Origin of the sequence: Clostridium gelidum (assembly GCF_019977655.1) — a bacterium.
In the GTDB taxonomy this organism is placed as follows: Bacteria; Bacillota; Clostridia; order Clostridiales; family Clostridiaceae; genus Clostridium; species Clostridium gelidum.
The window spans coordinates 4,188,976-4,214,894 of sequence record NZ_AP024849.1; the positions used below are offsets into that span (position 1 = coordinate 4,188,976).

The 25,919-nt window shown below is 29.2% G+C and carries 27 protein-coding genes, 1 tRNA gene and 1 riboswitch; of the genes, 6 read left to right on the forward strand and 22 right to left on the reverse strand.

Annotated features, from left to right (window positions below; all coding sequences use genetic code 11):
- Position 1 precedes the first annotated feature (1 nt).
- From psyc5s11_RS19215 to psyc5s11_RS19270, 12 genes are all read right to left on the reverse strand, one after another.
- Positions 2–835, reverse strand: coding sequence for a carbohydrate ABC transporter permease (locus psyc5s11_RS19215; protein ID WP_224034096.1), 834 nt, complete (start codon positions 833–835; stop codon positions 2–4).
- Complete coding sequence (locus psyc5s11_RS19220) at positions 828–1,721, reverse strand: carbohydrate ABC transporter permease (RefSeq protein ID WP_224034097.1); 894 nt, start codon at positions 1,719–1,721, stop codon at positions 828–830. The genes psyc5s11_RS19215 and psyc5s11_RS19220 overlap by 8 nt, the downstream gene beginning before the upstream one ends.
- Positions 1,722–1,828: 107 nt before the next feature.
- Positions 1,829–3,139 carry an ABC transporter substrate-binding protein gene (locus psyc5s11_RS19225; RefSeq protein ID WP_224034098.1) on the reverse strand — a complete coding sequence of 437 codons (1,311 nt, stop codon included), beginning with the start codon at positions 3,137–3,139 and terminating at the stop codon, positions 1,829–1,831.
- 323 nt (positions 3,140–3,462) lie between these two features.
- The gene (locus psyc5s11_RS19230; RefSeq protein WP_224034099.1) at positions 3,463–4,482 is read right to left on the reverse strand and encodes a LacI family DNA-binding transcriptional regulator; all 1,020 of its coding nucleotides are present in this window, start codon (positions 4,480–4,482) and stop codon (positions 3,463–3,465) included.
- A 448-nt stretch (positions 4,483–4,930) separates the two neighbouring features.
- Positions 4,931–5,566 (reverse strand): hypothetical protein, encoded by a 636-nt coding sequence (locus psyc5s11_RS19235; protein ID WP_224034100.1) that lies wholly within the window; start codon positions 5,564–5,566, stop codon positions 4,931–4,933.
- Positions 5,567–5,877: 311 nt separating this feature from the next.
- On the reverse strand, positions 5,878–6,993 hold the full coding sequence (cbiG, locus tag psyc5s11_RS19240; RefSeq protein WP_224034101.1) for a cobalt-precorrin 5A hydrolase: 1,116 nt from the start codon (positions 6,991–6,993) through the stop codon (positions 5,878–5,880).
- Positions 6,993–7,751 (reverse strand): precorrin-4 C(11)-methyltransferase, encoded by a 759-nt coding sequence (gene cobM / locus psyc5s11_RS19245; RefSeq protein ID WP_224034102.1) that lies wholly within the window; start codon positions 7,749–7,751, stop codon positions 6,993–6,995. Before cobM ends, cbiG begins: the two co-directional genes overlap by 1 nt.
- A 158-nt stretch (positions 7,752–7,909) precedes the next feature.
- Positions 7,910–8,575, reverse strand: a complete 666-nt coding sequence (locus psyc5s11_RS19250) for a cobalt-factor II C(20)-methyltransferase (RefSeq protein ID WP_224034103.1) — start codon at positions 8,573–8,575, stop codon at positions 7,910–7,912.
- Between the two features lie 307 nt (positions 8,576–8,882).
- Complete coding sequence (gene cbiT, locus psyc5s11_RS19255; protein WP_224034104.1) at positions 8,883–9,455, reverse strand: precorrin-6Y C5,15-methyltransferase (decarboxylating) subunit CbiT; 573 nt, start codon at positions 9,453–9,455, stop codon at positions 8,883–8,885.
- Positions 9,456–9,978: 523 nt separating this feature from the next.
- Positions 9,979–10,596, reverse strand: coding sequence for a precorrin-6y C5,15-methyltransferase (decarboxylating) subunit CbiE (cbiE, locus tag psyc5s11_RS19260; RefSeq protein ID WP_224034105.1), 618 nt, complete (start codon positions 10,594–10,596; stop codon positions 9,979–9,981).
- Positions 10,593–11,813, reverse strand: coding sequence for a cobalt-precorrin-5B (C(1))-methyltransferase CbiD (gene cbiD / locus psyc5s11_RS19265; RefSeq protein ID WP_224034106.1), 1,221 nt, complete (start codon positions 11,811–11,813; stop codon positions 10,593–10,595). Before cbiD ends, cbiE begins: the two co-directional genes overlap by 4 nt.
- 105 nt (positions 11,814–11,918) lie before the next feature.
- Positions 11,919–12,278, reverse strand: coding sequence for a winged helix-turn-helix transcriptional regulator (locus psyc5s11_RS19270; RefSeq protein ID WP_224034107.1), 360 nt, complete (start codon positions 12,276–12,278; stop codon positions 11,919–11,921).
- 168 nt (positions 12,279–12,446) lie between these two features.
- Between psyc5s11_RS19270 and psyc5s11_RS19275 the strand changes: the two genes are divergently transcribed.
- Positions 12,447–13,256 carry a nitroreductase family protein gene (locus psyc5s11_RS19275; protein WP_224034108.1) on the forward strand — a complete coding sequence of 270 codons (810 nt, stop codon included), beginning with the start codon at positions 12,447–12,449 and terminating at the stop codon, positions 13,254–13,256.
- A 159-nt stretch (positions 13,257–13,415) separates the two neighbouring features.
- Here psyc5s11_RS19275 and dcd read toward each other — a convergent pair whose 3' ends face one another.
- From dcd to psyc5s11_RS19295, 4 genes are all read right to left on the reverse strand, one after another.
- Entirely contained in the window at positions 13,416–13,934 is a 519-nt protein-coding gene (gene dcd / locus psyc5s11_RS19280; protein ID WP_224034109.1) for a dCTP deaminase, read from the reverse strand.
- A 160-nt stretch (positions 13,935–14,094) separates the two neighbouring features.
- The gene (locus psyc5s11_RS19285) at positions 14,095–14,718 is read right to left on the reverse strand and encodes a precorrin-8X methylmutase (protein ID WP_224034110.1); all 624 of its coding nucleotides are present in this window, start codon (positions 14,716–14,718) and stop codon (positions 14,095–14,097) included.
- A 97-nt stretch (positions 14,719–14,815) separates the two neighbouring features.
- The gene (locus tag psyc5s11_RS19290; RefSeq protein ID WP_224034111.1) at positions 14,816–16,213 is read right to left on the reverse strand and encodes a cobyrinate a,c-diamide synthase; all 1,398 of its coding nucleotides are present in this window, start codon (positions 16,211–16,213) and stop codon (positions 14,816–14,818) included.
- Between the two features lie 76 nt (positions 16,214–16,289).
- The gene (locus tag psyc5s11_RS19295; protein WP_224034112.1) at positions 16,290–17,126 is read right to left on the reverse strand and encodes a sirohydrochlorin cobaltochelatase; all 837 of its coding nucleotides are present in this window, start codon (positions 17,124–17,126) and stop codon (positions 16,290–16,292) included.
- Positions 17,127–17,371: 245 nt separating this feature from the next.
- A riboswitch (cobalamin riboswitch) is annotated at positions 17,372–17,555 on the reverse strand.
- Between the two features lie 307 nt (positions 17,556–17,862).
- Here psyc5s11_RS19295 and psyc5s11_RS19300 point away from each other — a divergent pair.
- The 3 genes from psyc5s11_RS19300 to psyc5s11_RS19310 all read left to right on the forward strand — a co-directional run bounded on the left by psyc5s11_RS19300 (position 17,863) and on the right by psyc5s11_RS19310 (position 20,288).
- Positions 17,863–18,282 (forward strand): hypothetical protein, encoded by a 420-nt coding sequence (locus psyc5s11_RS19300; protein ID WP_224034113.1) that lies wholly within the window; start codon positions 17,863–17,865, stop codon positions 18,280–18,282.
- A 316-nt stretch (positions 18,283–18,598) separates the two neighbouring features.
- Positions 18,599–19,768: a right-handed parallel beta-helix repeat-containing protein gene (locus psyc5s11_RS19305; RefSeq protein WP_224034114.1), complete on the forward strand. Its 1,170-nt coding sequence runs from the start codon at positions 18,599–18,601 to the stop codon at positions 19,766–19,768.
- 445 nt (positions 19,769–20,213) lie between these two features.
- Positions 20,214–20,288, forward strand: a tRNA-Glu gene (locus tag psyc5s11_RS19310).
- A gap of 131 nt (positions 20,289–20,419) precedes the next feature.
- On the opposite strand, the gene psyc5s11_RS19315 is transcribed toward psyc5s11_RS19310, so the two are convergent.
- The 6 genes from psyc5s11_RS19315 to psyc5s11_RS19340 all read right to left on the reverse strand — a co-directional run bounded on the left by psyc5s11_RS19315 (position 20,420) and on the right by psyc5s11_RS19340 (position 24,995).
- On the reverse strand, positions 20,420–20,569 hold the full coding sequence (locus psyc5s11_RS19315) for a hypothetical protein (RefSeq protein WP_224034115.1): 150 nt from the start codon (positions 20,567–20,569) through the stop codon (positions 20,420–20,422).
- 144 nt (positions 20,570–20,713) lie between these two features.
- On the reverse strand, positions 20,714–21,463 hold the full coding sequence (locus tag psyc5s11_RS19320; protein ID WP_224034116.1) for a leucine-rich repeat domain-containing protein: 750 nt from the start codon (positions 21,461–21,463) through the stop codon (positions 20,714–20,716).
- Between the two features lie 126 nt (positions 21,464–21,589).
- Positions 21,590–21,760 (reverse strand): hypothetical protein, encoded by a 171-nt coding sequence (locus tag psyc5s11_RS19325; RefSeq protein WP_224034117.1) that lies wholly within the window; start codon positions 21,758–21,760, stop codon positions 21,590–21,592.
- Positions 21,761–22,177: 417 nt separating this feature from the next.
- Positions 22,178–23,383: an aldo/keto reductase gene (locus tag psyc5s11_RS19330; RefSeq protein WP_224038227.1), complete on the reverse strand. Its 1,206-nt coding sequence runs from the start codon at positions 23,381–23,383 to the stop codon at positions 22,178–22,180.
- A gap of 136 nt (positions 23,384–23,519) precedes the next feature.
- A complete protein-coding gene (locus psyc5s11_RS19335) occupies positions 23,520–23,933 on the reverse strand; it encodes a bacteriohemerythrin (protein ID WP_224034118.1) in 414 nt (137 codons plus the stop codon).
- A 150-nt stretch (positions 23,934–24,083) separates the two neighbouring features.
- Positions 24,084–24,995, reverse strand: coding sequence for an AEC family transporter (locus tag psyc5s11_RS19340; RefSeq protein WP_224034119.1), 912 nt, complete (start codon positions 24,993–24,995; stop codon positions 24,084–24,086).
- 199 nt (positions 24,996–25,194) lie between these two features.
- Here psyc5s11_RS19340 and psyc5s11_RS19345 point away from each other — a divergent pair, with 199 nt between their 5' ends.
- On the forward strand, positions 25,195–25,359 hold the full coding sequence (locus psyc5s11_RS19345; protein WP_224034120.1) for a hypothetical protein: 165 nt from the start codon (positions 25,195–25,197) through the stop codon (positions 25,357–25,359).
- A 260-nt stretch (positions 25,360–25,619) separates the two neighbouring features.
- Complete coding sequence (locus tag psyc5s11_RS19350) at positions 25,620–25,907, forward strand: hypothetical protein (protein ID WP_224034121.1); 288 nt, start codon at positions 25,620–25,622, stop codon at positions 25,905–25,907.
- The last annotated feature ends 12 nt before the right edge of the window (positions 25,908–25,919 follow it).

The window sequence follows — 25,919 nt, forward strand, 5'->3', positions numbered from 1 at the left end:
GTTATTTTACTGCCCCAGTCATTCCTGCAACAAAATGCTTTTGCATAATGAAGAATATTAATGCAGTAGGTATAGTTGTAATTACTATAGCTATCATAATTAAACCATAATCAGGTGAATAACTTGATGACATTTTGGAAATTATAAGTAAAACAGTTTTCTTTTCTGGTGATTGTAATGCAATTAATGGCCATAAATAAGCATTCCATGAACCCATAAATGTAATAATTGCTGCTGCTGCATAAGTTGATTTCATAGTTGGCATAAATATTTTAAAGAAGATTGCAATTTCCCCTAAACCATCAATTCTTGCTGCCTCTAAAATATCTTTAGGAAATGCTTTTGTATTTTGTCTAAAGAAGAAAATTAAGAATGCAGTACAAACACCAGGCAATATTACAGCCCATAATGAATTTAATCCCATGAATTTCAAAGGTGTTCCATTTACTGATGCAAAAAGTTTAAATAACGGTATCATCAATGCTGAAAATGGAATCATCATAGATAAAAGTAAAATTGTGAATAATCTATCTCTAGACCTAGTTCTAAATATTTCAAACCCATAGCCAGCTATAGATGACACGAGTAGTGCAAGTATAGTAGTTATAATTGCAATTTTTGCTGACATACTCAAAGAAGTAACAAATCCCAGCTCTGGCTTTAAAAGATTATTTAAATTTTCCATAAAATCACTTCCTGGAGATAACTTCCCTCTTGTTACGTCAACTGATTTATTGGTTGCACTAATAATCATCCAAAAGAATGGAAATATAGAAACTAACGATGCTACACTTAAAAATAAATACTTAATTGCTAAATTTAACTTCCTAGTCATTTTTGTCGCCTCCTATTTTAAATTGAATTAAGGCTAATATTATTACCATAACAACAATAAGATAAGCTACTGCTGTTGCATATCCAAAGTCTGGTGTATACGTAAAGCATAAATCATATATATATTTTGAAATAGTCATTGTTGAATTAGCTGGACCACCTTTTGTAATATTTACAACTTCATCAAATAGTTGTAACGTCCCAATCGTTGAAGTAATTGTTGTAAATAAAATTATAGGTTTTAATAATGGTATTGTTATACTTGTAAATTTCTTAAATGGAGATGCTCCATCAATATCAGCTGCTTCATAAATTGAATTATCAATATTCTGTAACCCAGCTAAATAAAATATCATATTATATCCTGTCCATCTCCAAGTAATTGCAATTATCATTAATATTTTAGCCCAAAATGGATGTGTAACCCACTCAATTGGTACTGAAATAGCATGAATAGCCATAAGTAATTTATTTACTAAACCATCTGATGAAAATATACTCTTAATAATAACTGAATATCCAACCAAAGATGCTACACAAGGCAAGAAAATTGCTGTTCTAAAAAATCCACTAAATTTTAATTTTCTATCATTAAGAACTGAAGCAATAATAAGTGCAAAAATAATCATTACTGGAACTTGAACTAATAAAAATATAAATGTATTTCCTACGGCTTTAATTAAAGTTGGATCTGAGAACATTCTTATATAGTTATCTAAGCCACTAAACTTTAAACTATTTCCCTTACCTGTTTTTAATGACATAATTAAAGATTGTACCATAGGATAAAATACAAATAATCCTAATAAAAATGTGCCTAATGATACAAATATCCAACCCCAAAGGTTTTCCTTGCTGTTCATTCCTGTATGGTTTTTACGCTTCATTTTTAATCAACTCCCTTAGGATTTATAAAGACTATTTGCTAAATCTATATTTAAAATTTTAACAAATAGTCTCTATAAATTTCTATTTTTTAATTATAGTTATTTTACTATTTACTTACTGCAGCTTCTGCTTGAGCTTGTGTATTCTTAAGTGTTGAATCTATGTCTTCTCCAGCAACGATTTTTTGCATTCCTTCTGACATAACACTTTCTAATTTATATGTGTAAAGACCATAGTTTACAGTAGGGATTTTTGTAGACCAATCTGAAAAATCTTTAAATACTGCTTGATCGCCATAGAATTTTACAGGTTCTGTATAATTTTTGCTTGAGCTTGCTGATTTTAATGTACTAACTAATCCAATTCCTGGTACTAAATCATTCATTAAATCATCGCTTGATGCGAATGTGCTTCCTAAGAAGTCAGCAGCTAAGTCTGAATTGCCAACTTTATCTAAAACATACCAACTACTACCACCGCTATTAGATGCATTTACTGATTTCGCATTTGCTCCTAATCTTGGAATAGCAGCTACTGCCCATTTTCCACTTTGATCTTGTGAAGCTTGTATTGAAGAAGAAATCCAACAACCACTTGCAACACTTGCAACATCACCTTTTTGGAACGCTGCTAGGAATGCATCCCATCCAGATACTTGCTTTGTAATGCCTGCATCTACCATTTGTTTATAGATAGTAACAGCTTGTTTCAACGCTTCATTACCAGCTATATCTACTGTTTTACCATCTGCTTTTACATACCATGAACCTGCTGATTGCATCATGATTCTAAGTTGATTTAAATCACTTGGATCAATAGTAAGCATTGCTTTTCCAGTTTTTGCTTTTACAGCTTTTCCAATTTCAATATATTTCTCCCAAGTAAGATCTTTCATATCTTCTTTCGTATATCCAGCTTGTTCAATTAAGTCTGTTCTATAAAATAATCCTGCTACACCACTATCAAATGGTACTCCATATAACTTACTTCCTTCTGTCATAACATTTAATTTATAATCCATAAATTTAGTTTTATCAACTTTACTACTTAAATCTTTAAGTTCTCCTGGATAAGATTGTATATAATTTTGAATCTTATAATCTTCAATTAATACAACATTAGGAAGTCCATCATATGTACCTGATGAAAGACTTGTATTTAATTTTTGTACTACATCATCTTGTGCCATACTTACTACATCAATAGTAACATCTGGATGATCCTTTAAATATCTTTCTTTCGCCATATTTGCAGCTTTGATGTTGAATGTATCATCCCAAGCCCAAACAGTAATTTTTTTATCATCTTTTGCTTTAGTTGTTGATCCCGAACTACTACTTGATGATGATCCACATCCAACCAAGCCAAATACCATTGCAGTAGTTAAAACAGTTGCCATAATTTTTTTAAGTTTCATAAATAATTCCCCCTTAAATTTTTTCGGTTTATACATAACTTCTTTTATTTATATCACTTATGTATCTGTTTACATTATAGCAATTTCAGCATAGTAAACGTTATTATAATATTAATGATAATTGGTAATAATTTTATAACATCAAAAATTAAATTTGTTCTTTTTTTAGATTATAGTAATTTTTTATGTTGTTCAGTAAGGAAATCCTACTAATTTGTTAGATAATTTCTTTTATGCAACAAAAAAGTTTACTAAATATTTATTGTTTTTAGTAAACTTTTTTATTATATTAAAATTTGGAGTTGCACTTAATAAGTTTTAGGTTACATTTCCGATTTTTTCAATGGTGTACAACTTTCTCTTATTTTAAATTCAGTTGGTATTATTACCTTTTTGTTATATTCTCTGCTTCCATTTATATTTTCAATTAACAAATCAACAGCTGCACTTCCTAAGTACTCGCTTGGTATCCTTATAGTTGTTAATGATGGAATCATATATTTCGCACTAGGTTGATCATTAAATCCAACAATACTAATATCGTTTGGTATAGATAAGCCTGCCTCTGAGATTGCCTTATACGCTCCAACTGCCATCGTATCATTTCCAACAAAAAGTGCAGTAACTCTATCTTTAGATTTTAATGCTTCTATTGCAAGATCATATCCCACTTTAAACGAAAATCTTTCCCCTTGGTATCTGTATTCAGGATTATATATACCCTTTTGCTCCATAAACTCCCTATACTTAATATATCTTTCATCCGCATTGATATTTTCATAAGATAAATCGTCTGGTCCCTTACCACCAATAAAACCTATCTTTCTATGACCAAGTTCATATAAATAGTTTAATATTTTAGTTGTAGATTTCCCTAAATCCGCCATTACAGAATCAAATCTATTTTCATCAGGTGAAAAATCTACAAACACTATATTTTCATTTGCACTTGCTAATTTTTCTATAGTAGACTCTGTAAATCTTCCAATTGCAATTATTCCATTAACATTTTTAATATCATTAATATCACTATCTTCACTCAATTTTACTAAATTAAAGTTATTTTGATTACACTTTTTTTCAGCTGCTAATCTTATTGATAAATAATATGGATCTCCTAGCTCTTCCTCATAATTATACCAATAAACAATCCCTATATTTTGAGATCTTTTGTTTTTAGACTTTTTAGTTTTTGATGATATATATTCAAGCTCATCTGCGATTTTTAGTATTTTTTCTCTTGTAATATCAGTAACATTTAATGTTTCATCAAAATTTAAAACTCTAGAAACTGTTGATATAGAAACTTCTGCAAGAGATGCTATTTCTTTTATAGTAGCCACCTGAATTTCCTCCTTATTAATAATAATCATTAAAATAAATAGTTAGAATACTATTCAAATACTTTGCATAAATTAATTAATATACTTTTAGTGTATATCACAAGTAAAATCAAGTCAATTTTTTACTAAAATCAAGTTTAATTATCCTTATATGTTTTCCTACTACTAAGTATATATACTTACCATAATTAATACACTATTACAAATAATTTTAGCATAATAAAAGGACCCTCTATTACTACAGATAGGTCCATTTAAGTTGCTATTTTTAAATTTTAAATATGTCTTAATCATATAGATGCCCACTACTAAAGTTTTACTTATGCTTGGTATTATATTCAACATTTACTATACTTAGGAGCATATTCAATTTCGGCGGATGTAGGCATAAGTATGAGTTCCACTGTGGTTATCTATATTAATAATATTGTATTAAATTTTTAATACTTTATCCCATAAAGTTGCAAAGAAACACATATTGTTTTTTTAATTCTTTTACATACCATTCTGTTTTTACTAAATTAATATAAGCGTCTACAACATTTTTAACTTGTCCTTCTTTTGTAATTTGCATTACTAAAGCCGTTATAGAAAATATCACTATTCCTATTACAATTACATTTCTTACTATTTGAGACGCATCCGATAATATACATAAAGATATTGCGCCTAAAACCATTATAATTATTGAAGCATAAGTTACAGTATCTATATTATACTTAGTTTTTAATATTCTTTCCTTTAACTTATTAACTGTAATTACATCTTTAAAAAACAATTCTAACTTATCTTTATATAATTCCAAAAACTTAGCTAATACATGTCCATATTTTTCATTATTATTTGATTCTGAAATCCTCATACACATTATTAAAGGATATTGATATTCAGCTATACTATTGTATACATATTCATCTCGCTTTTCTAAGCTGGGAATTTTAATTGCTAATTCACTATTTTCATCGATTGTCAATTCATAATTATCATTTACTAAGTTTGTATAATCATCCTTAATAATCTCTAATGCATTTGTTATTAAGTTATTATTTGTATGTCTACTAATTAACATATCTAAAATCGTCATATTCTCCCCCTTTTCCCTTAATAGATTTTATTTATCTAAAATCTATTCATTAACTTTAAAAATAATATTTTTGCCTTCTGCAATAATCTCACGTGTAACGAAAATTGAATAACCTATAACTATCATAACATATTTTGTAAAGAATTCTGCTAAGGCACATGAAAATAAATAACAAGTCCAAAACTGCCATGAATATTTTTCATCATGCAAGGAAGTAAAGTGCCATCATAGCGGGCCTATTATGGTATTTTAATGACGCAGGATGATGGAAAATAGGCTGGCAGATGGACTTGTTATTTTTTTGATTGTGCCTAAGTATTTTTCAGTACTCCTATAGCTAGAGTCATCCCCTCATGCTTTACTTTACTTACAATAACTTCTGCTCCTGCAAGATCTACGCAAGGTTCACAAACTCCAGTTATTCCAAGAGTTTTTAGTACAAATTCACTTTTTTCATATTTATCTTGAACAGTTTTTATTTCTTCTCTTTCAAAGGTTTTAAATGGGCAATTAATCTTTTGTGATAATTTAATAATTCCCTCTTCATTTGATTTTACATCCACAGAGACTATATATGCCACTGCTCTTATATCTAAATTATATTTTAGCAAACTATTATTTATAAAATCATATAATTTTTCATAAGGTGTACCTCTTCTACAGCCAATTCCTAAAACCACATCTTTTTTTATTAGTCTTAATATCTTAGAATAATCTAACTTCCCCTGGATAATATTCTTCTCTAAATCATGAGTTATCCAAATGCAATTTTCTTTTAAACCTTGAATTTTCTCATATCCCTTACTAATTTTAATCATATCATATTCATCTTTTATTCCAATTGTTTTTTCCTCTACCAAAAGTGAAGCTATATACTTAGCCTTCTTTAAATCTTCTATGATTAAATTGTTATCTTTTGCAAGGACATCAGGTGCAATTAAATCCAAATTATCAGTTGCTGTAGTTATAATAGATTGAACATTTAGAATTTGTGCTACTCTAAGTGTAAGTTCATTGCCTCCGCCTAAATGTCCACTTAAAATATTTATTGCATATTTAGATGATAAATCAACTACTACAACTCCTGGATCTTTATCTTTACCTTCTAAAAATGTTGCAATTGCTCTTACTGCAATTCCTGTTGAAGCGATAAATATAACTCCTTTTGAAGTTTTCATAACTTCTTTTGTAATGTCATTTAATTTAAAATCTTCATTATGACTTTCTTTTATATAAAGTTTTGCATTTAAGTGTTGTTGCAGTTTTAAAGCTATTTCTTTTCCTTTAGGCGATGGACAAACTATGCTTATGCTCTTTTCAGAATATCCAAAAGCTACGTCATCATTTTTCTCATTATCAATTCTCTTATTATCTATTTCTTTATTCTTACAATTAACATCTTCGCTCAAAGAATTGCTTTTCTCCATTATTTTGTATCCTCAGCATCCCTATACATATGTGAAAAATTCTTATCATATAATAAACTATTTTCAAAGTCACTATCAATAAAATCTCCAACTAATATTTGAGCACACTTAGTTATATTGCTTTCTTTAACTTTTTCTGCTATATCATCTAAATGACCCATTATTATTCTTTGATCTGACCACGTTGCTCTTTCCACTACAGCTATAGCAACATTTTTTTTATATCCTTTTCTTAATTTTTCAACAACCTTATCAATCATAGAAATTGATAAAAATATTGCCATTGATGCTCCAATGGATGCTAACGCTTCAAGATCTTCATTTTCTGGAACTGGAGTTCTCCCTTCAACCCTTGTTAAAATAACAGTTTGAGATACTCCCGGCAAAGTAAATTCTCTATTAATTGCTGCTGCTGCTCCTGTAAATGAACTAACCCCTGGTACAACTTCATAAGAAATATTAACTCTATCGAGCTCCACCATTTGTTCTCTTATAGCTCCATAAATTGATGGATCGCCTGTATGTAATCTTACAACTAATTTACCCATTTGCTCTTCCATTGTCATAATTTCCATTACATCTTCTAAAGTCATATTTGCAGAATTGTAAACTTGGACATCATGTCTACAATATTCTAAATGTTCCTTAGAAACTAAAGAGCCAGCATATACTACAACATCTGCTCTTTCTAATAAATCTCTCCCCTTAACTGTTATCAAATCAACAGCTCCAGGACCTGCACCTATAAAATAAATCATATTCTACACTCCTTCTGATTCAATTAACAATTAACAGTGTACAATTAACAATTAAGGTTGAAATTGCTCTGCAATTTCTGTAACAATATATTTTATAAAAAATCTCGTAGAGATTTTCTCCTCAATTGTTCATTGTTAATTGTTAACTGTTAATTGATCTAATTTCTGCTTGCTATAATTAAAGACATATAATCTCTAAGTTGTAATATCTCTTCTCGCTCCGTTGAAACCATTTCGCCTTCTCTTCCAACTCTACTTGCGTAAACATAATCGAAACCTTTTTCTTCTAAAATGTCAAGTACCTCTTCTTCATGTTTATATAACTTCATTATTATAACAAACTTTTCATCAGTTATTTCACATGCCTTAGTTGCTGGCATAACTACTAATTTTTCATCACCAACTACTAAAGTTTTATTAACTAAACTTGCTGCTGCACAAAATGATGTTATTCCTGGAATTGTTTGTACTTCAAATCCACAATCTCTAACATGCTTTAACATGTGACTATATGTACTGTAAACATAAGGATCTCCAATTGTTAAAAATACAACATCTTTTCCTTCTTTAAGTCTACATTCTATAAATTCATAAGCTTCCAATGCTTTTATAACTCTATCCTTTTTTCCCATTGGAAAATGCTTTATAATTACTTCCGTTCCTGGTTTTATATATTCTCTAACAGTCTCAAGTGCAATACTTTCACCATCTTCTGTTGCACATGGCGCAACTATAACTTGACACTTTTCTATAGTTCTTACTGCCTTAACTGTTAGTAGTTCTGAATCTCCAGGTCCTACCCCTATTCCGTATAATGTTGCCATTTGTTTAATTCCTCACTTTCTAATTTAGGCACATGAAAATAAATAACAAGCCCAAAGTTGCCATGAATATTTTTCATCAAATCGCCCTCATAGCGAGCCTATTAGGTCGATTGGCCGATGAGCAGATAAATGAGAGTCCAAATTTTATATTTGGCTCTTCGAACTTAGTTAACAACCAAAGGGTGTTAACCTCATTAAAAAATGATTTTGTGTGACTCGCTTACTCAAGAAGAGCGTATGCGAGTCGAGCTTCCTTTATAATGGAAAATAGACTAGCAAATAGACTTGTTATTTTTTTGATTGTGCCTTAACCTCTAATACACTGAATTATATATATAGGATTATTTGCTATCATCATCAATGTATTTTCACGATTTTTACTTATATTAATTAGTGAAACTTCAAATTTATAATTTAAAGTTTTAATAATTTCAATTGCTTTACATGCATTATCTAAAGTAATAAAATTCATAACTATTGTTCCATTTTTAATTAGAACAGAATTGACTTTAAGCATTATCTCTTCTAAATTTCCACTGCTCCCACCAATAAATACTGAATCAAACTTTAGATTTTGTGAAATTAAATTATCTAATACCTTACTTGCTTCTTTTTTCATTATTTTCACATTATCACACTCAAACTTTCTAACATTACTTTCAGTAACTTCAAAAGCTTCATCTTCTTTTTCTATTGCTAGTACCTTGCCATTTTTTGCAATCTTAGCTGCTTGAACTGTAATACTTCCTGTTCCGCTTCCCACATCCAAAACTAAAGAATTTTCGTTTAAATTCATCTTCACAATCGAAAGTATTCTTATATCTTCCTTTGTCATTGGGCAATTTCCTCTAATAAATTCTTCATCTTTTATAATAACCATAAAAGTTCCCTCCTCTGTTTTAAGTAGATACGCGAGAGTCCAAAAAGTGAGAATCGAAAAGTGAATGTCCAAAAAGTGATGCTCCAAATTTTATATTTGGTTAGCAGAACTTTCTCTTTAGAGCTTTTATATTTGGAAACATGAACTTTCTCTTCGAGCATTTTACATTTCGTTCTTCGAACTTTCTCTGTGAGCTTTTACATTTAGGTTCTCACAGCCTTAACTAACAGCCTAAGTTCGTTAGCTTATAAAAAAAATACTTTGTTGTGAATCAGTTAAGCAGACATCTCTAATCTATGATTTGATGATGGTCGCTTACTCTGTGAGTACTCAGCGAACGCATGTGAGCCCTAAGTTTCTTTTGTAGAGAACTCAAATTTACTAACATACTGAGCCTAAGTTTTCCTTCCGATCTCTCTTAACTGGCATTTTGCAAGCAAATTCTAAAATTCTAGAATTCTAAAGTTCTAATATTCTAAAGAATTTTAGAATTTCCAATGTATAAACGTGTATGTTTTTAATTTTACATTTCATTGTATCTATTAACTATAAAAATACTTAGTGGACTATAATTTTCACTTAAAAAGTCTTTTGGACTTCCTTCGCTTATAATTTCATCTTTATAAGATAAATTTTCTCCAATTATTACTTTACAATTAATTTGAGCTTCATGCAAAGTTTTACATAGCGCAGATGGATTATTTTCTTTGTCTGTAAGCCAAATACTTAATTCATTATTATTAATCTTCTCTAAAAATTCTTGTTTTCTTCCATGAAGACTACCTAAATATGCATTATTCCATGGCATCTTAAGCTTACAAGTTAAATATTGAAATGAGCTAATTCCTGGTATCACATCAATTTCTAAAACAGTTTTACTTTTTATATAATTAGTTATACCATAAAAGGTTGGATCTCCGGATGCAACAATCGAAATATTCTTATCTCTATTTTCTTCACTATCTATAAACTTATCAATATCATTTAACTTATTTATGTAAATTTTCTTCTTATCAATGAAATTTAATGAATCTATTGCTCTTTTAAATCCAATTATAATATCAGACTTATTCATTATTTCCAAAGCTTTAATCATAATATAATCCTTATGTCCAGGTCCAAGCCCTACAATATAAATCATTTTTGCATCCTCCTGTGAATATTCCCCTTATCAATTCCATCTGACTTCCAAAGCAAATTAGGTTTTGATGCTCCATAATACATAACTGCTTCAACTTCTAATTCTCCATAAACATATTCACTAATTTTAGCAACAATCTTCTTTCCAATGTTTTCATAAAGTTTTGAATATCCTAAGCCTAGCATCTTAACTGCACCTTCACAAGTCTTTTCCTCAAGAACTTTTTTAACAAGCGAAATATCATATCCAAGAAGTGCAAGCTCCAATCCAACAACTTCAAGCCTTACTCCATTTACTCTACTATGGGTATTAAAGCAACCATAAGCTATTTTGCTCATCTTACCTATATGTCCAACTATAATAATAGACTTAACTTTGCATGAAACACAAGTTTCTAGTGCAAAGCCTATAAAGTTTGAGCATATAACAATTTCGTCTTCTTTAAATCCAAGCTCCTTGCTATAATTATCGCCTAAACTTCCAAAAGTTAAAATTAATCTTTCATTATTTAAAGCTTTTTGAGTAATTTCTAATTTTATAGATGCCTTAAGGGATTCTTCTGACATTGGATAAACAATTCCTGTTGTCCCAAGTATTGAAATTCCACCTTCAATCCCAAGCCTTGGATTAAAAGTTTTTTTAGCAATTTCTATTCCTTGTGGTACCGAAATTGTTACTTCAACCCTTTCTTTCTTAGGTAAAACCTTCATTACTTCATCTTTTATCATCTTTCTTGGAACAGGATTAATAGCAGGCTGCCCCTTAGGTACAAAAAGTCCATCCTTAGTAACAGTCCCAACACCAATGCCACCTTTGAGTACAACCATATCTGCATCTTCAATTTCATTAAAATCATCATCCAGTTTGCACTGCGAATTATGAGTTACTTCATCTTTACTTTTGTCTGTACATTGTGTATTATCAACTGTCCCAATTTTTTTAACCTTTGCCTTTATTTCAATTCCCCTTGTACTATCTGGATCATCACCACTATATTTTAAAATAGTACATTCAACATAATCATCATATTTCACTATAGATTCTATATTCATTGTTATATTAATTCCTTTTGGAGATGTTATTTCTATTTCCCTTAATGTTTCTGCTTCATTAAAAAGAATCATAGTAGCAGCCTTTGCAGCTCCCGCACTACACGAACCAGTAGTATATCCACATCTTAATTTTTTTCCACCAGTCTCAATATACATCTCAAACATAATATTCACCTCCAAATTTATTAAATATATATATTGCAATTAAATTTCTACATTCAAACCCACTTGGCTATATAAGAATTTTTTAGTTGTTTAATATTTTTATTTTTATTTTGTTTCTTGTCTGTATGTATTTTCACATCTAATTAAATTAGAATAATTAATTGCCCACTCACAAAGATCAGTTAGAACTGGCAAAAGACTTCTTCCATAATCAGTAAGTGAATATTCCACTTTAGGTGGAACTTGATTATAACTAACCCTATTAATTAACTGACTTTCTTCTAATGCTCTAAGCTGTTGAGTTAACATTTTTTGTGTGATATTAGGTAAACTTCTTTTCAACTCATTAAAACGCATAGTTTTTTTACCTAAATGCCAAATAATAATAGGTTTCCATTTACCTCCTATAATATCTAATGTTAATTCCATAGAACAATTATAATCAATGCCTTTAAATTCTATCATTTTTAACTCCTTCATACATCTTTAAGCACTTCTATATGGTATACAAATGGTAACTACGTTCCTAAAAAGTGCGTACTAGATAATATTAACATAATCAAGTAAAGTGTATTATATCATAGAAACTTGATTATGAAGTAAATATTGTTAACTAATTAGGAGTGAAATTTAATGAATTTAATCAATGTAAACCAATCAAAATGTATTAAATGTGGGCTTTGTTCAAAAGTATGTCCAAGTGGAGTTTTATCTATAAACAAAACCGGACCTAATGTAACTAATGCAAATAGCTGTATTGCTTGTGGACAATGTGTTGCTGTATGTCCTAATGGAGCACTAGATAATATAAAATCCCCTATAGCCGACCAAATTGACATAGAAAACTTTCCAGTTATAAATTCAAAAACTGCAGAGCATTTTCTTAGATCTCGTCGTTCAATACGTTGTTATAAAGATGCACCTGTACCTAGAGAAAATTTATTAGAATTAATTAATATTGCACATTATGCACCTACTGCCAGTAACAGCCAAGGCATTTCTTATGTAATAGTGGAAAATAAAACGATATTGAAAAAGGCTATAAACATTATTTATGAATGGATGGAAAAGCAACTTGAAAATCCATCTCATTGGAGTTTTCAAAGACATGTTCAAACTCATAAGACTACCGGAATGGATACCGTGTTACGTAATTCTCCACATCTTATCCTAGCAACAGCTCCAAAAGAATTTAAAAATGGAAGAGAAAATACTATTTCTCAGCTTACCTATGCTGAACTATATGCAACTTCCATTGGACTTGGTTCTTGCTGGGCTGGACTATTTGAAATGTGTGCATTTTCAAACTTTGTACCACTGCTTTCTCTATTTAATATACCTGAAGACAGAGTTATAACAGGTGCTGTTATGGTTGGATATCCAAAATATAAATATAAGAAACTAGTAGAGAGAAATCCATTAGATGTTACATTTATTAATTAACAACTTTAAAATAAATTGATAATATACAAAATGTTCTTAATCCTATTCTACTTAATAATAGGATTAGGATTATTTTTATATCTTTTAACAATCACATTATCATGTTATAAAAAGCATAATATCTACTATAGTTCAATCTATACTTATAAAGCTTACATTCTACTCGAAATCCTTATACAAAAGACTTGCCTGAACTTCTTCATTATTTTGATATTTCCCACTACAATACATATCATAATCGCCTTCAATGCTGTGATAATATATTTGACATAATTCAACTCCCGAATAAATTCTTATTGGTTGAACACAAAATATTTCTAATGTCCAATATCCACGAAAACCCACATCACCAAATCCAGCAGTAACGTGTATAAATAATCCTAGTCTTCCAATTGAAGATCTTCCTTCTAGCATTGGCACATACTTATCTGTTTCTGTATATTCTAATGTTCTACCAAGATATAATTTTCCTGGTTCTAAAATCAAACCCTCTTCAGGTATAACCATCTTTTTTACTTTATTTTGTTTTTTCATATCTAAAATTGTTTCATCATAAACAAGTAGTTCATTATGCAACCTTAAATTATAACTATTCGGATTAAGTTGTTTCTCGGTAAATGGTTCAATTACTATTTCTTTTCCCAACTTATTTTTTATTTCTTTTCCTGAAAGTATCATCGCTATTCCCCCGTTTCTATAACTATTTTGTCATTTTTGATAATTTCCCTATTTATATTACCTTATGGTATCATTCTAAAAACTACAAACTCTGCCAATATCATTATTATTCAATTTCTAACTAACACTATCCATTAACTAATTAACTTTTTTTGTTTAATTATCTCGGAGCAACCATATACATTAGTGCATTAACTATTGATGCTGCAACAGTACTTCCACCTTTTCTTCCCTTGACTCTTATATAAGGAATTTTTAATTCATCCATATTTTCTTTACTTTCTGCTGCTCCAACAAAGCCTACTGGTACTGCTATTATTAGCTTTGGATTTGCTCTTCCTTCTTTTATTAATTCCTTCAGTCTAAAAAGTGCAGTTGGTGCATTTCCAAAAACGAAAATATCTACATTATCATTACAAGCTCTTTCAACTGCTGCCATACTTCTAGTTATGTTTTTTTCTTTAGCCTCTTTATGTACACTTTCTTCATTAACATAACAAATAACATTACTATTAGTTTTAGCTAATGCCATTTTGTTAATCCCATTTAAAGCCATATTAGTATCTGTATAAATTTTAACACCACGACTAAAAAGATTCTTTGCAGTTTCAATTGCATTCTTACTTATTTCCACTAAATCTTTATATTCAAAATCAGCAGTAGTATGAATTGTCCTCTTAACTATTAATAATTCTTCTTCTGTAAATGAATGCGCTCCCATTTCCTCTCCAATAATTTCAAAACTTCTTTTTTCAATGCCCATAGGATCTTTTAAATAATCCATATTATCACCAGCTTTTCTCTATATTTTTCTTTGTTTCAAAATTGTGTACATATTAATTTAAGCCTTTTATTTTAGAACTATAACTACAATTTTAAAACTATCTTATATTAACTAAAGTTTTCATTAATTCCATATTTCCCAGGAAATTTATGTGTGCATATCCCGCTAATGTATTTTCCTTAAAATATCCGCACTGCCATTTAATAATCTCTCCATCATACTTCATTTTCTCTATTTCATATACATTTTTTTCATTTAAGTTAACTTGTGACTTATGAAATTCATGAGCATTTATTTCAAAGTCTTCTTCTATTACAAGTTTTTCATCAAAGTATTTTTTATCAATCTTAACCTTGCAATATCCAAAATTTTGAAGTTTGTTTGTCATTACACTTTCTCCATCAAAAAAGCCAACCATTTGTGCTCCATCTATTGATTTTGTTAAATACATAAGCCCACCACATTCTGCATAACATCTTAATCCATTGTCCAAAGCTTCCTTTATACTATTTCGCATAGAATAATTATCTTCTAATTCCTTTTTAAATACCTCTGGATATCCTCCACCTATATATAAAAAATCTAGCTTTTGTGGTAAATCTTTATCATTAATTGGGCTAAAATAAATTATTTCTCCAAGTTCCTCTAAAAGTTCTAAGTTATCTTTATAATAAAAACTAAATGCCTTATCTAAAGCAACACCAATTCTTAACGGTTTATCTGCAAATTTGTTCTTTTCCTTACTTGTTTTAAATTTATTGTTCCATTTAAATTCTTTATTTACTACAGATTCATATTTTAATTCAAACTCATTGTTTATCTGAAATTCCTGCATTCCACTTATAATTCCATCTAAGTCCACATATTCTTCAATTAATTTACCGCAAATATCTAATTTTTCTTGAAGATTAAGTATTTCCATGCTTTGTACAAGCCCTAAATGCCTACTGTTTAAACTTATTTTATGATCTTTAGGAATGTATCCAAACACTTTAGTTTCGCAGTTTTCTTCTATTGCATACTTTAATAATTTATAATATTTTTCACTAATAGAATTTAATACAATGCCTACAATATTGGCATTTCTATAATTCTTAAAGCCATTAATTTCAGCACACAAACTTGCACTTTGGCCCTTTGGAGACAATACTAATATAATTGGCATATTTCCTAAAAGTTTTGAAATTTCATATGTTGAACCTTTTTCGGATACTCCAATTCCATCGTACAAGCCCATTACCCCTTCAATTATTCCAACATCTCCACTACCTTTAATATAACTTTTTATAGTACCTTCTTCACCCATTAAAAAAGTATCAAGATTTCTTGACGCTTTTTTTGTTACCTCAGTGTGGAATGCTGGATCGATATAATCTGGTCCAACTTTATATCCTTGAACCTCTAATTTTCTATTTTTAAGTGCTTTCATAAGTCCAAGGGTAAAAGTCGTTTTTCCGCCACCACTACAATTTGAAGAAATGATTATAGATTTCATAATAATTTCCTTTCTATTTCACAAATGTACAGTTTGAAATTTATAGTTTTAATTTAAAATTTACAATGAGTAATTATTAATTGCTTTTATATCTAAGTTTCTTAGTTGTTCCCGCATTTAAATATTTTTCATGAATAGAATCATAAATTCTATTTATATAAAGTTCATTAAATTTATCTACTTCGCCAAGTCCATGCATATGTAAAGTTACTTCTATTCCTTCTCTTTGTAGTATACTCTTTAAAGAATCTTCTTCATCTGATGCCATATCATTTTTCACATGATCCCCTGCAACAACTAATAATGGAACAAGCTTTGTTTTCTTTATTCCTTTATTCTTAAGCTTATTCAATACAGTATCCGCTGTTGGATATCCTTCTACTGTTGCTACAAATACATTTTCATAACCATTGTCAATTAAAACAGTTTGAAGCATTCCATACACTGCATTGGCGGGATGTTCAGTGCCATGTCCAAATAATACAACACTTTCCTCTCCAAGTAAAACATCTTTAATACTATCTATAAATAAGAAGTAATCTTCAGGAAGTCCATTCATTCCCTGATAAAAGAATATAGGTCTTCCAAGTTTAATAACCTTAAAATCATCTTTTATATTTTCTACAACACCTTTTATGTAATCAAATTCTTCTCCCGGAATTATATGTAATGGTTGAACTATAACTTCTTCAAATCCTTTAGCTTTTAAATCTGCTAAAGCTTCTTCTGGAGTTAATATGATTAAATTATCTCTTTCTCTTAATTTTTTTATTATAATATGAGCAGTAAATGCTCTAAATACTTCGTAATCTTTAAATTCATCCCTAACTCTATCTTCAACCTTTTCTATTGAATTTTTAAGCGCATCTAAATGACTCGTTCCAAAACTTACTACTAAAATAGCCTTTTTCATTTGATTTCCTCCTAAATAATAATCTAAAAAATAAATTTCATTTCATTACTTTTTTAATTTATGTATCAATTTTATTATTTTGAATATACAAAAAATCCCCATTACCCGTTTTTAGGCAAAGAGGATACATAATAACAAATTAAGAATGTAAAACTTATCTATAATATAAAACTCCACTTAAACGCTTCACTTCACTTAGAACTACATTCCACCATTTGCTAGTATCTTCCCTCCGAAGGTAGCATTTTTTATAAAACTTCTAGGCAGGTCTCCTGACTTTGGTGTCATCCTAAATCTCTTCCTTCCCAAGAATAATTTCTCAGTGGATATTTTAGAGATTAGTCCTCCATTACAGTAGCGGGGGCTGTAGTAGATTTGCACTACTTTCCCTTTTAATTTTTTAATAAAACCTAAAAATCATTTTTAACTATATATATATTACAAAATTACCAAGTCAGATTACTAATCTATTTCGTGTCCTTGACTTATTATTCCTTTCACATCCCTTACCTCTAAATTATAAAGTACTAAAATACTTTATTCAACCCAAAAGTAGTTTTAATTTAATTATTCATTGCAAAAGTTTTTAAGACAGAAATAATTTTGATTTACAATTCATTTTATTCTAGTATAATTTTAATATAAGACATCTGAAAATATCTGTTATATATTTGACTTATTACTTCAGATTTCTAAAAAAAATATTAATATAACAAATTTTAAAGGCGGTGCAATTATGTCAGCATATATGATTACATATTTTATAAGCGATACTACTGGACACAATCATGTACATGATGAAAATTGTGGATGTGGTGGAGATCACTCACATTCTCATGAAAAAGAAGATTGTGAATGTGGCGAAGATCACGCACATTCTCATGAAAAAGAAGATTGTGGATGTGGCGAAGATCACTCTCATTCTGATGAACCTGTATATGGAGAAGCTCATTTAATTGGAAAAATTAAATCTTTAGGCGCTTGGGCTCAATTTTTACCTCAAGGATTTTTTGTTAAAACAACTTCATCTGCAAATGAAATATTTGCTGAAGTTAGCTCCGTAGCAAACAAAGGAGATCTTATCTTTGTAACAAAAATAGATGCAAAATCTTCAGCATTTGCAAACCAAGCTGTTTTAGATTGGCTAGCAAAATAGAACTTTAATATGAAGTAGTATACGGCGGAATCAGGAGTTCGATTCTCCTTTTATCACCACTATAGTAAACATCAACATTTAGGTATCTAAATTGTTGGTGTTTTCTTATTGTCCACTCATCTGCAAAATAATCTGAAATAAAGAATCTATTCCCTTAGCAGTTCTACTATAAAAAAAATATATAGATTAATTCATGAGTTGTTTTTTATAGCACTCTTTTTTATGCCTACAAATTGGAATTAAATATAACATTTCTCATAAATTGTTTATTATGATAAAATAAATATATTAGAACATAAAAAGGGGGATAAACAATATGCAAAAGTTAAAATTAACAAAAGTAATAGCTAGTTTATTAGTAGTAGCTTCAGTATTGTCCTTAAATTCAATAGGAGCAAGTGCTTCTTGGAGACAAAATAGTAAAGGATGGTGGTATACAGTAGATTCATCAGCTACAGGCTGGATGAAAATTGATGGAAAATGGTATTATTTTTATTCTGATGGTTATATGGCTCATGACAAAACAATTGATGGTTTTAAATTAGGTTCTGATGGTGCATGGGTAATTAATCAAAAGGCAGCATCAACAAGCAATTCAGATGTGAAAATTGATGAGGTTACTGTTGAAACTGCTCAGGAATTTGTTAATGCCATAGGTTCCAATAAAAGAATTTTATTGAAACCAGGAGTATATAATCTATCAAATATTGATCAAATTAATAAAGCAGATAATTCAGTAATATGGAACACCGTATATGATGGAAACGAATTAAATATTCAAGACGTTCATAATTTAACTATCGAGGGTATAGAATCGGGAAATGTAGAAATAAAAGTAGCACCTCGTTATGCTCATATAATGAACTTTACTAATACCAGCAATATTACTATAAAAAACATTATTGCAGGTCATACACCAACAGGATATGAATGTGATGCAGGCGTGTTTCAATTCAACAATAGTAATTCCATTTCAATAATGAATTCAGAACTATATGGCTGTGGAAGTATAGGCCTTAGCTTAAATAATGTAAAGAAACTTAACGCATCAAACTGTAAAATAGATCACTGTTCATTGAGAGCAATACAGATTTATAATTCTGAAGCAATTAAATTTACAGAAAATAAAATAGTTAATCATGAAGCTTACAGCAATATAATAATGATAAATGGATCAAAGGATATTACATTTGAAAAATGCGAAATTGCAGGTAATAACTTCAGTTGGAGTTTTATTGAAGCATTAGATAACTCAAATGTCTTACTAGATAAGTGTGTAATAAAAAACAATTCAAAAGCAGTAAACTCAGACTTCCAATCCGATAAGGTCTATTTCTTTAACACAATTGATTATTCTGGAATCAGCAACAGCAAAATAACAATAAAAAATTCAGAAATAAGCGATAATAAGTGTGATTATTTACTAGCTAATAAAGATAGTGTGAATTTAGAAAATTGCACTTTAAATAACAATGTTTGCAAATAGTAGAATTGTACGATTTACTATCATCACTCTAACTTTATACTAAATTAAAATATAAGAAAGCCCTAGACTAATAATTTAATGAATATAATAATAATATCCATTAAAATTTTAACTGTATAGCAGTCAAATCTTAATGGATATCCCACAAAATATTAAAAAGGAGTCGTAATTTAGTATGATTTATTAATCATACTAGAGGAGCGATGAGTATATCTAGTAATATACACCTCTGTTTAAATTACTAACTATATTATAGTTTAACATATTTCCACTGAAAAACAAGTGTATTTTTTTAATATTTAGAAAATTATGATTTATTCAATAATTCAGCAAAAAAACTCTATGTTATTTATTTCTAAATAATACAAATGCCACCTTATTATTATTCTGGTGAAAAAATCATTGACATTATAGTTAAATAAGAGTAGAATTGTATTTGTTGTACGGCCCCTTGGTCAAGCGGTTAAGACGCCACCCTCTCACGGTGGATTCAGGAGTTCGATTCTCCTAGGGGTCACCATTTATAAAAGCTTAGTATTACCAACAGTTTAAGTTGCATATAATTATGCAACTTTTTGTATTGCGTTAAAACTTATGTGTTAATATGTGTTATAAAAATTCAGATAAAAATAGGCTAGAAAAATATAAATCCTAACCTAAACATATCTTTGCTTTTTCAATTTTCTCTTTACAAATGATTAGTTCTTTTTCTAAATCCTCAACTTTCTTTTCCAATCTTCTACGTTCTAGTGGAGATAATGGATTTAAGTCACTTCCTTCAAGTTTTAATATTTCTTGCATGCTGTATCGCGGTACTGGTATATTAGGATTTCTTGTTATAATTCCATCAAGTTAAAATTACCTCTTTACATTTATAACATGAATTAACTTCAATACCTTTTAGATTGTATATTTTTTTATTATACTTATTGTTAAAATCTGTTCTTAATTATAATAAATATAACAGTTAGATAAAGCTTTCTTAAATGATTCTTTCTCTAAATCACTCATTTGACTACCACTTAAAGTAAGTTCTTGTAAATTCGTTAATTCCTTTAATTCATTTATATGACCTCTTGGTTGACCAATTATAGTAAGCACTTTCAAATTAGTTAATTCCTTTAATGTATTTATGCCATCAACACTAAAACCATCTAAAGAAATTACTTTTAAATTAGTTAATCCACTTAATTCACTTATATCCCTTATTTTATTACCCCATAAATCAAGTGTTTGTAAATTTTTTAAATTTTCAATACCGCTAATATCTTTTATTTTTTTTAATGCTGCATCTAATTCAGTGATTTTTTCAACATCACTCTTATATAAATCTCCTGTAGGTTTTCCTATAGTTTTTCTCACTACCTTTTCTAAATTTTCATCTGCAAAAGTTACCATTTGTTTATTATTGTTTTCATTATTCATATTTCCAGGTGAATTTATGTTCCAAGCTCCATTAGAATTTAAGTAATATCCATCAATGCTAGTATCATGTTCCATATAACCATTTGAATTAAAGTAATACCATGAGCCACCTACATTCCTCCAACCTGTAGTCCATGAATTACCTTCTGTATACCACCATCCATTATTATCTTTTCTCCATTCCGCACAAACTCCAATTGAATTTAATGCCAATACTGATGTAGTAATTATTCCTAAAGCTATTACTTTCTTTATGTGTTCTTTAATCATATTATCATCCCCTACTTTTATCATTAACTTATTTTATATGTATAATACTATAATTCGGACAAGTTTTCCACAAAATAAAAAATGAAGTAGATTAAACTATAACGTCTAACCTACTTCTAAAAATAATTATTGAGCTTGCAAAAATTTTTCATAGTTCTCTATTTTATCCTCTCTGTTGGTATTTTTTATCCAATCGTTATATTCTAAAATAGCTTCTTCTACAGTTTCTAATTTAACTTGATTATTATTTTTTCTTTTAATTTCTGCATACATATTAATTTTAATTATATTTCCCATTCTCATTCCCTCCTGTATAGAGATCTAACTCTATTAAATTTTCTTTTCTTATATTAATTATATATTATCATATTATTCCAAACTAATCTATACTATTTAATAATTATTATCAAATAGTTTTTTTAATAAGGGGAGTAGCAAATAAGATTTCTCTTGTCAGCCTTTCAGGTTCCCTCAATTCTATGCTTTCCTATACATCAAAAGAAAAAGCCATCTAAGTATATTTTTAATATACTTAGATGGCTTTAACAAGGATAAATCATTATCTAAATGACATTGACAAATGGACTTGTTATTTTTTTAATTGTGCCTACTTCTATTTATATATAAGTTTGACAACCTAAATTAAAATTTGGATCCTCAAACTTATATAACTCGTTGCTAAAGATATTGAAATCTTACTTGCAAACTCTGCTTTTAATATAGCTTAAATAATTTCACCGCAGTCTTTGCAATTTTATATACAGGTGTTTCAAGCTCCCTACGAGCATTCTTCAGTTCTTTTCGAATTTCTATATGCTGTGGGCAACGTATCTCACATTTACCACATTCGATACATTGGGTCGCACTGCTTGGATCTTTTCGCAGGGCAGTACACATAAGATATTCTCTCCTGCCATTTTTCTTATTTTCAGCATACATCATATTGTAGGAGTGAAAAGTCCCCGGAATATCTACCCCTTTAGGACATGGCATACAATAGCCACAACCTGTACAGCCTACTTTAATGTTTCTCTTGATTTCATTCTTAACTTGTTCTATAAGATCAAAATCTTCTTCTGTAAATTCACCTGCGGTTACATCCTTTGCAACTTTTACATTCTCCCGAACCATTTCAAGAGAATTCATTCCAGACAATACACAGGTAACTTCAGGTTGATTCCAAAGCCAACGGAATGCCCACTCTGCAGCGGTACGCTTCCTTGAATTCTCCTTTATTATGTTCTTAGCCTTCTCCGGTAACAAATTAACAAGTCGTCCACCTCGGAGTGGCTCCATTATAATTACAGGAAGTCCTTTTTTACTGGCAGCGTCTAATCCCCTTTTTCCGGCTTGACTATGTTCATCTAAATAATTATATTGAATCTGGCAAAAGTCCCAATCGTACTCATCCAAGAGCTGAATAAAAGTATCTGTATTCCCATGATAAGAAAATCCAACATTACGAATTTGCCCATTATTAACTTTTTCTTTTAACCATTCATCAGCACCTAATGCTTTTAAGCGGTCCCAGGTCTTCACATCAGTAAGCATATGCATAAGATAATAATCAATATGATCTGTCTGAAGTCTTCTTAATTGTTCATTAAAATACTTTTCTAAATCCTTTTTTGACTTAACCATGTAATGGGGAAGCTTTGTAGCAATATATATTTTATCCCTACAATTATTTCTTTTTAGAATTTCACCAAATGCTATCTCACTGCCTGAATAAACGTAAGCAGTGTCAAAATAATTTACCCCATTATTTATTGCTTCCATAACTTCTTTTTCTGCCTTATCAATATCAATGCTACTTCCTTTTTTAGTAAAACGCATACAACCATAGCCTAATATAGATAGCTGCTTTTCCTTTTTGTCTTTTCTATACTTCATTCCCGAAGTCTTTTCTACAAACTCCATTATTCTAGTCACCTCATTAATAATATCTATTATAGCTACTTGTTTTTTAAAGAACATTAATATCATTGATATTAAATGCTCTAAGTTCACTTTCAATATCAATATGTTGTTTTAGATACATATCTTATTTTCCAAGTTATTTATTATAACCAATTTCAATCAAAAAGTCTCCTAAATCCTTATCTAAATTCATTATATGATTTTTCAACCAATTAACTAGGCTTTCCTGAATATTTAAAGCTAATACTGTTGATCCTCCATGAGTTTCAAAAACTCTTCTGAATTCTTTAAGATCACTTTTAAAATCTTCATGTTGTATATGTTGTATATCCATTAGGGGATAATTTGTTTTATTTTGAATTTCTTCTTCTTCATTAAAATGCTTAATTACATATTCCTCAAGAAAATCTAGAGTTTTAATAACCTCATCATTACTTTTCCCATCCTCAATAGCTGTCAATAATTTCTCCAAACAATCAAATAATTCTTTATGTTGATTATCAATCCTATCAATTCCTATATTCAAACTACAATTCCAAGTTAAATACATAAAAATCACCTTCCATAAAATATATTTTGCCTATAAATAAATATACATATATACTTCGACATATCATACATAATACCTTTAATTTTATGTATTTAAACTGATAATTTTACTAACAACAACATTGTAATAATAATACAGTTGGCAATTACCTTATGTAAACACAATCAATAAACCCGTCATTATGAAAATTCCTAATATGATGCTAATGGAATTAGCTAAAGCTGGAATTGGATTATCTGGATCTATCATTTTACTATATACTGCTGATATTGTAGACAATGGAGCAAATAAAACAAGTACAATCATTTGCTTTGCTAAAATTGGAACTGGTAAAAAAAAGTAAACACTACAACTAAAAATTAAATTACTAAAATACCTAATTCCAAGCAATTTAGTAACTCCTTTTGCTTGAGTCTTAGTAATATTAATTTCTAATATAATTCCAATCATTAACATTGCAAGAAATGCATTAGCAGAACCAATCATAGAAGCAATAGTCGTAATTTCTTTAGGAATTGATATTTTTAATATTGAAATAACAAATAAAACTATCAAGACATCAAATGGAACTGTCCTTAATAATGTCTTGATTAATTTTTTAATATTTAGTCTTCCGCTACCATCTACTTCATTTTTAGCCAGTGCATAGGAACCACCAAGTACCATACAAGAATTACCCATATCAAACATACACATATAAAGAAGAGCTGTTGGTTCAAAAAAACTGGCTGCAAATGGAATAGCAAAGTTACCTACATTATAACCTGAACAGTTAATTATACTGATAGCTTTTGTAACTGGAGAATTTCTACGCTCTATATATTTTACAAGAAAAATATTAAATAAATTACTAATTAAACCTACTAAAATAATAATAATTGCTACATAATTTATGTTCATACTACTTGCACCAGCAATTAACGCGGCCGGCAATGTTATATTCATCACTATCTTGGATAAAAAAAGTCCATCTTCTTTTTTAAAAAAGCCATTTTTCTTAAGTATGTATCCTAGAATCACGATACAAATAAATCCCAATGATTTGACCATTACTTCTTTCATTTAACCATTACCTTTCCAACAAACAATTTTCGCTTAGTTTCTTTATATTTAGATATAATTCTCGTTACATTATATCTTGTTTTGATGCAACAAATCAATCATAAGTATACTTTGGTATTTGTTTTTTTAGATAAGCGGATAATTTGTACAGTATTGTACAAACTAACTGTGTAAAAATACTATGCAAGGAGGTATTTTAATGACAAAAGATAGTCAACCAGATAATAAAATTGCAAGAATGGAAAAATGTAATTATCAAACTCCAATAACTGAAGAAGGACATAACCATAATCCTAATGCAAAACATAAGTCTATAGAGAATCAGGGCTTTAAAAGTCAACATTTCAACAGATTTGGTAATTAAATATCTTAATCTAAAATGTAACCAAGTGAAAATCCACTTGGTTACATTTAAATACTATCCTAACACCTTTTCTTGATTTCTGAATCTTAAAAAAATTTATCTTTTCTACTTCACCATGATTTTCTCTATAATCTGAATACTTCACGTATTAATATACCTATTTTTTTAGATAATAATGATGTAACTAAATTTTATTTATCTAATTTAATTATTATATATTACTGATAAGTTTTAAAATTATTATGTTAGGAGTGATTACTGTGAGCAAACAAAGAACACCCGATGGTCCAGCTCCAAAAGTTTATGATACTGAAAAAATAATTGATATCCATTCACTAGAATCTGACCCTTCTTTTGATTCTAAAAAAGTTCGAGAGGTTAAAAGCTATGTAGCACACTCAAAATCTACTTTTAGTTCAAATGATACAATTGCTCAAAATGAAAATAGCTCAAACCCTACTTGGGGAATACCAACACTCGCAAAGTTCGCTCATGCTAATACAAAGAAAGATGTTGATGTATATGATGTTCGTGGTAAATTAGATTGAATTTATAAAAAA